4 protein-coding genes are annotated in these 6563 nt (G+C 32.3%); all 4 read left to right on the top strand.

Features of this window, described 5'->3' with window-relative positions; all coding sequences use genetic code 11:
- Positions 1–500 precede the first annotated feature (500 nt).
- The 4 genes from guaA to B8T70_RS15600 all read left to right on the top strand — a co-directional run bounded on the left by guaA (position 501) and on the right by B8T70_RS15600 (position 6504).
- The gene (gene guaA, locus B8T70_RS15615; protein ID WP_039117766.1) at positions 501–2030 is read left to right on the top strand and encodes a glutamine-hydrolyzing GMP synthase; all 1530 of its coding nucleotides are present in this window, start codon (positions 501–503) and stop codon (positions 2028–2030) included.
- Between the two features lie 62 nt (positions 2031–2092).
- Positions 2093–4015, top strand: coding sequence for a LysM peptidoglycan-binding domain-containing protein (locus tag B8T70_RS15610; protein ID WP_039117767.1), 1923 nt, complete (start codon positions 2093–2095; stop codon positions 4013–4015).
- A gap of 66 nt (positions 4016–4081) precedes the next feature.
- A complete protein-coding gene (locus B8T70_RS15605; RefSeq protein ID WP_086895429.1) occupies positions 4082–6103 on the top strand; it encodes a LysM peptidoglycan-binding domain-containing protein in 2022 nt (673 codons plus the stop codon).
- Entirely contained in the window at positions 6103–6504 is a 402-nt protein-coding gene (locus tag B8T70_RS15600) for an OsmC family protein (RefSeq protein ID WP_039111047.1), read from the top strand. The genes B8T70_RS15605 and B8T70_RS15600 overlap by 1 nt, the downstream gene beginning before the upstream one ends.
- Positions 6505–6563: the final 59 nt, after the last annotated feature.

Raw genomic sequence — 6563 nt, 5'->3', positions numbered from 1 at the left:
AAATAATTTTTTTCTTTTGAGAGCAATTGAGATAGTTTTTATTCTGAAAAAAAATGATTTTAATATAGAAAATGTTTAATTGGTGTTCATTTATTAAGTTATTGATTATTAAAGAGTTATTTCGTTGCTCTTTTGTAAAAATAATTTTCACAAAATTTAAGCTAATATTTAATTGTTTTGTAAGTTTTTAGCTTTTAAAAATTATATAAAGTACTGATTTTTAGTTAGTAGTGATTTTGTTTTATGTGGTTTTTTTAAGTCAAACAGATAACTAATAATGAAGTTTTGTAATAAAATTTTCGGGTAAATTTGAAAATGAATAAAGGATGTATGCTTAAGAATGGATAAAACCTTAAAAGATAAACGTTCAAAACGATAAGACGTTATTGTATTGCTTTTGAAATCTCAGAACCTTTGTGGCTTTGAAGCTTTGATCCTAATTTTGAAAAAAAAATCAGAATTCAATTTTTCAATTCGGAATATAAAAAGTATTTTTGCGCATGCAACACAACGTACTTATTTTAGATTTCGGATCGCAATATACTCAGCTTATTGCGCGTAGAGTTCGCGAATTAAATATATTCTGCGAAATCTTCCCTTACAATCATTTTCCGAGTGATTTATCAAGTTATAAAGCAGTAATTTTAGGAGGAAGCCCATTCTCTGTTCGCGCAGAAGATGCTCCACATCCTGATTTATCTCAAATTCGTGGTAAACTTCCAATGTTGGCAGTTTGTTACGGAGCACAATATCTAGCTCATTTTAGCGGCGGAAAAGTAGCTGCTTCTGATACTAGAGAATATGGTAGAGCCAATTTGACTTATATTAAAGAAGACGAAGTTTTCTTTGAAGGTGTTTCTGAAAACAGTCAAGTTTGGATGAGTCATAGTGATAGTATTAAAGCTTTGCCTACAAATGGAGTAAAATTAGCAAGTACGCACGACGTAGAATTTGCTGCTTACAAAATTGAAGGTGAAACTACTTATGGTATTCAATATCACCCAGAAGTATTCCATTCTACAGATGGATCAAAAATGCTAGAAAACTTTTTAGTAAAAATTGCTGAAGTTCCTCAAAACTTTACACCAAATGCTTTTGTTGAAGAGATGGTGGGAGAATTAAAAGAGAAACTAGGTAATGATAAAGTAGTTTTAGGATTATCTGGAGGAGTAGATTCGACTGTAGCAGCTGTATTATTGCATCAAGCTATTGGTAAAAACCTATATTGTATTTTCGTAAATAACGGTTTACTTCGTAAAAACGAATTCCAAAATGTATTAGATCAATACAAAGGAATGGGATTGAACGTAAAAGGAGTAGATGCTGGAGATCGTTTCTTGTCTCAATTAGCAGGAATTAGTGATCCAGAAACCAAACGTAAAACGATTGGTCGTGTATTCATCGAAGTTTTTGATGATGAATCGCACCTTATAGAAGATGTAAAATGGTTGGCACAAGGAACAATTTATCCTGATGTTATCGAGTCGGTTTCTGTAAAAGGACCTTCGGCAACTATTAAGTCACACCATAATGTAGGTGGATTACCAGATTACATGAAACTGAAAATTGTAGAACCATTACGTATGCTTTTTAAAGATGAAGTACGTAGAGTAGGTGCTACTTTAGGAATAGATCCAGAGTTATTAGGAAGACATCCTTTTCCAGGACCTGGATTATCAATTAGAATTCTTGGAGATATTACTCCAGAAAAAGTACAAATTTTGCAAGATGTTGATGCCGTATTTATCGACGGGTTAAAATCTTGGGGATTATATGATAAAGTTTGGCAAGCAGGGGCAATTTTACTTCCTGTAAATAGTGTTGGTGTAATGGGTGATGAGCGTACTTACGAAAAGGTAGTAGCGCTTAGAGCTGTAGAATCTACCGATGGTATGACTGCTGACTGGGTACATTTACCGTATGATTTCTTAATGAAAGTTTCTAACGACATTATAAATAAAGTAAAAGGCGTGAATCGTGTAGTTTACGATATCAGCTCAAAACCACCTGCAACAATTGAGTGGGAATAGTATTTTTTTTCAAATTAAGGCATTACATTTGTAATGCCTTAATTTTTTCAAACCTACTATTTATGAGAGAACTTTTAACGATTTCTCTTGTCTTTATTTTGTCTTTTAACAAAATAACTGCGCAAGAATCAATTATTGAACACAAAATCCAAAAAGGAGAAACTGCTTATTTCATTGCCCAGAAGTATAAAGTTTCCTTAGACGAGATTTACAGATTAAATCCCGAATCGCAAAGTGGATTAAAGGATAGTCAGATTATCCGAATTCCAGTACATTCTCCAGTCAAGGAGAAAGAAACCAAACAACTTACGCACACAGTTGCTGCCAAAGAAACTTTGTTTGGATTATCAAAACAATACAATGTGAGTGTTGAAGCCATTCAAAATGCAAATGCTTCGATTCTTGCTGATGGATTAAAAATTGGTCAGGAACTTATTATTCCACAAGATGCCGCCAGTATAATTAAGATTGCATCTGCAAGTAATGTTACTTCATCAAAAGTGACGCATGAGGTTTTGGCCAAAGAATCGTTATTTAGTATTGCCAGACAATACAATGTTTCGGTTCAGGATTTAGAAACCTTAAATAAAGAAACTTTATTAAATGGTTTGCAAATAGGACAAACTATTGCAATCCCTAATAAAAGAAAAACACTCGATGGTCGTGTTCGTGTTATCAACGGAGAAACTATTTTTCATGTTGTAGCACCAAAAGAGACAAAATATTCGATTGCTAAAAAATACGGAATTACAATTGATCAGCTTGAAGCTCAAAATCCCGAAATTGTAAACGGACTAGTTGAAGGAAATAAACTAGCCATCAATACCAAAGAAATTACGCCTACCAACGACAATGAAGAATTGATGCTTGCATTGGCAGAGAAACAAGTTGTAGTCGAAAAAACGAAAGCCAAGACAATTGAATTAGAAGATTTAAAAGATAGACTTGTTGTTCAGAAAGAGATGAACGAGAAGGTTATTAAAATTAATGACCTTAATGTTGATCTTAAGGGAATGGATGGTTTAAAAGGAAATTCGGTAGAAAAACTAAGATTAGTTCTGGAAGCGAATAAAAATGTTCAGGAAGTTTTAATGTCAAAATTAGATTCATTAGTTGTTAGTATGACAGATGATTTATATGACTTAAAAAAGATGGATGTGTTGAATATGAAAGAATCTAAACGTTTAGAAAAACTTTCGTACGAGGGTATTGCTAAAACTAATGAGCTTTCTTCTCAACTTAAAAAAGAATTAGCCGAGAACAGAAAATCGTATGCGGGATTGATGAATAAAGTAGAGCGAATTGCTGTAGAAGAAAATCAAGAGTATAAGAGAAAGGTTCGTGAAAACACAAAGAATAAAACTGGCGAAACTCTTTTGCAAAGTCTTTCTTTAGAAAAAATCAAATATTATAAAATTGATCAGGAGAAAAATGATGCTCAGAATCAGAAATTGATTGCCAAAATTGATTCATTAGATACTCAGAAAAAAATTGAGGTAAAGCGACATATTAGTAAAGCATCATTTTATGGATCTGAGGCCAGAGCATTTGATGATAAAGTAGCTTTGGTTAAATTAAAAAGATACCAAGATAATGCAATTCAGAATCAGGGAAATACTGAAACTTCAATTGTAGCGTTATCATTAGACGAAATAAAACAGAAAATAAAAGAAGATCCTCTTTATACTAATAAAGATGTTAAAGTTGAATTTTTTGATAACCTGAAAGCAGTTCCCAATGGATATTACTTGGTTTTAGGTATATTTACAGACGCTACGCCAAGGGATCAATTTATTATGAAACTAATAGATTCGGGGGATTTTAATGCTAGTTTTTTCTATAATGTAAACAGTCAGTCGTATTATGTTTATGCTGAGAGTTTTGAAAACATAGAAGAAGCTTTGTATAAATACAAACAAAAAGAAAATTCACCGCTTTATAAAAATTGGAGTATCGCTAAATTAGAATTATACATTAGCAAATAATTAACAAGCTTGTGGAATCTTGTTTTATACAGAAATACTATCTTGTTTAAAATTTTTTATCTTATTATGAAATACATTTCAATACTAATTACAACTGCTTTTTTGATGTCTTATTCTGTTTTCCCACAGGATAAAATTAGTAAACACACGGTTACCAAAGGAGAAACAATTAACCAAATTGCCCAAAAGTACAAAGTAACACCTTATGATATTTATAAGCTTAACCCAGATGCACAAAGTGGATTAAAGTTGGATAGTGTTTTGTTGATTCCGAATAATTCAGGAAAAACAACAAGTTCAGATAAATCTACAGCAACCGTTACTCCTAAAAAAGCAAACGGAGCAACTACGCATGAAGTAGTTGCTAAAGAAACGCTTTTTGGTATTGAAAAAAAGTATAATGTTTCGGATGAAGCTTTGAAAAAAGCAAATCCATTTCTTGAAAAAGATGGTTTACAAATAGGACAGACGCTTACTATTCCTTCAGGAAATGGTTCTAAAGCGGCATCAAAAGATTCTAAGATACCTGCTACAAAATTAGTTCCTGCTAAGCAACAAGATAAATATGTTTACCATGATGTTTTGGCAAAAGAAACTAAATATTCGATTGCAAAAGAATACGGTATTACAATAGAAGAATTAGAGAAACGTAATCCAGAAGTGGTGCCGAGTTTGCCAGTAGGATACCGTTTAACAATAAAAGGAACAGCTCCAAAAACAGTTGCTCCAACAACTACTCCGGTTAAAAACGAAGTAAAAACTCCTGTAATCGAAACTGCCAAAAAAGTATCGTATGCAGATTATCAGGTAAAACCAAAAGAGACATTATATAGTTTGTCTAAAACATTTGGTGTGTCGCAAGATGAGTTGCTTAAATTAAATCCTACTTTATCTGGAGGAGTTCAGGAAGGAATGATTTTAAAAGTTCCTGCAGGAATTATGCCTCCACCAGAAATTAAATCTGAGACAAGACCAGAAATTAAAGAGGAAGCAAAAGAGATAGTTACTCTGACTAAAAAGAGAAGTAATGACCGCAAAAAGATAGCGTTATTATTGCCTTTTAATTTATCTAAAATTCAAAGTGATACTACCAGTGCTGCTTCTCGTTTGAAAAAAGATAAATTCTTGAATATGACTTTAGATTTTTATTCTGGAGCATTAATGGCAATAGATTCTGCTAAAGTTCTTGGACTACCAATAGATGTTTCGATTTTTGATTCTCAGGAAACCAAAAACGGATCAAATGTAGCGGCTATTATACAAAACAACAGATTGCAAGAGGCTGATGCAGTTATCGGACCATTTTATCAAAGTAATGCCGAAGCAACTGCTAAGTTATTAGGAGAAAATAAAGTTCCTGTAATTTCGCCGTTGTCTAAAGATCAAGGAAATTCATTTGATAATTTATATCAAACAATCCCATCTAATGATATTCTAAAAAATGCAATGTTTGATTACATGCGTTCTAAAGGAGGTAATATAGTTGCAGTTGTTGATAAGAAAAAAGAATCAATAAGACAGTATATTCAGCAAAATCAAAAAGGTGTAATTTTTGCACCAGTTACCGAAGCAGGAGATTTTAATCCGGCAGGTTTAAAAATTCAGTTTGTACCTAACAGAATGAATTATGTTGTAATGGAAACAGGAAATACAGCTATGATTAATGCTACGATTAAAGTTATGTTGAGTTCTATGTCATCATATCAGGTACAGTTGGTAATTTTAGAACCAAACAGTACATTAGATACAGACGAAGTTAGTTTTGAAAGTTTAACTAAGTTAAAATTAATGTACCCATCAGTAACACGTGAAAACGAATCTGCGGGAGCACTTATTTTTGAAAAAGAGTATAGAAACAAAAATAAGATCAATCCAAATACGTATGCTACGAGAGGTTTTGATGTAACTTTTGATACTATGATGCGATTATCACAAGGAAAAACGTATGAAGAAACTGCAAGTGAAATTGCAACTGAACAAGTAGATAATAAATTTCAGTTTTATAAAAAAGAAGATGGAGGATTTGCTAATAAAGGCGTTTACATCTTATATTATGATAGTGATTTAACAATTAAAGAAGCAAACTAATGACATCAAAAGTAACCTATTTAGGGGATTTAAGAACTAAATCAGTACACGTGCAATCAGGAAATGAAATCATATCTGATGCACCTATAGATAATAACGGAAAAGGAGAAGCTTTTTCTCCAACCGATACTGTTGCAAATGCTTTGGCAAGTTGCATGATGACCATTATGGGAATTAAAGCCCGTGATTTAAATGTAGATTTCATTGGCTCAACTGCCGAAGTAACTAAGATAATGAATGCTGAACCAAGAAGAATTGGAGCAATAGAAATTGTTTTTGATATGCAAGGTGTTGCAGATGAAAAAAGTAGAACAATTCTGGAACGTGCAGGAATGACTTGTCCAGTTTTCCTAAGTTTGAATACTGATATCGAAAAGAGAATTACTTTTAACTGGAAGTAATTTTGTTTTACACATATTTAAAAAGCCATCAAGGAATTATTCTTTGATGGCTTTTTTTG

It is taken from the genome of Flavobacterium sp. AJR (genome assembly GCF_002156885.1).
Classification (GTDB): domain Bacteria; phylum Bacteroidota; class Bacteroidia; order Flavobacteriales; family Flavobacteriaceae; genus Flavobacterium.
Note: the sequence above shows the minus strand (reverse complement) of the source record. Positions and strands in the feature narration are given on the sequence as shown.

What these genes read in the sequence shown, in the direction of transcription:
- B8T70_RS15600 (WP_039111047.1), top strand. Translation starts at nt 6,103, where the DNA reads ATGACATCAAAAGTAACCTATTTAGGGGATTTAAGAACTAAATCAGTA.
- guaA (WP_039117766.1), top strand. Translation starts at nt 501, where the DNA reads ATGCAACACAACGTACTTATTTTAGATTTCGGATCGCAATATACTCAG.
- B8T70_RS15605 (WP_086895429.1), top strand. Translation starts at nt 4,082, where the DNA reads ATGAAATACATTTCAATACTAATTACAACTGCTTTTTTGATGTCTTAT.
- B8T70_RS15610 (WP_039117767.1), top strand. Translation starts at nt 2,093, where the DNA reads ATGAGAGAACTTTTAACGATTTCTCTTGTCTTTATTTTGTCTTTTAAC.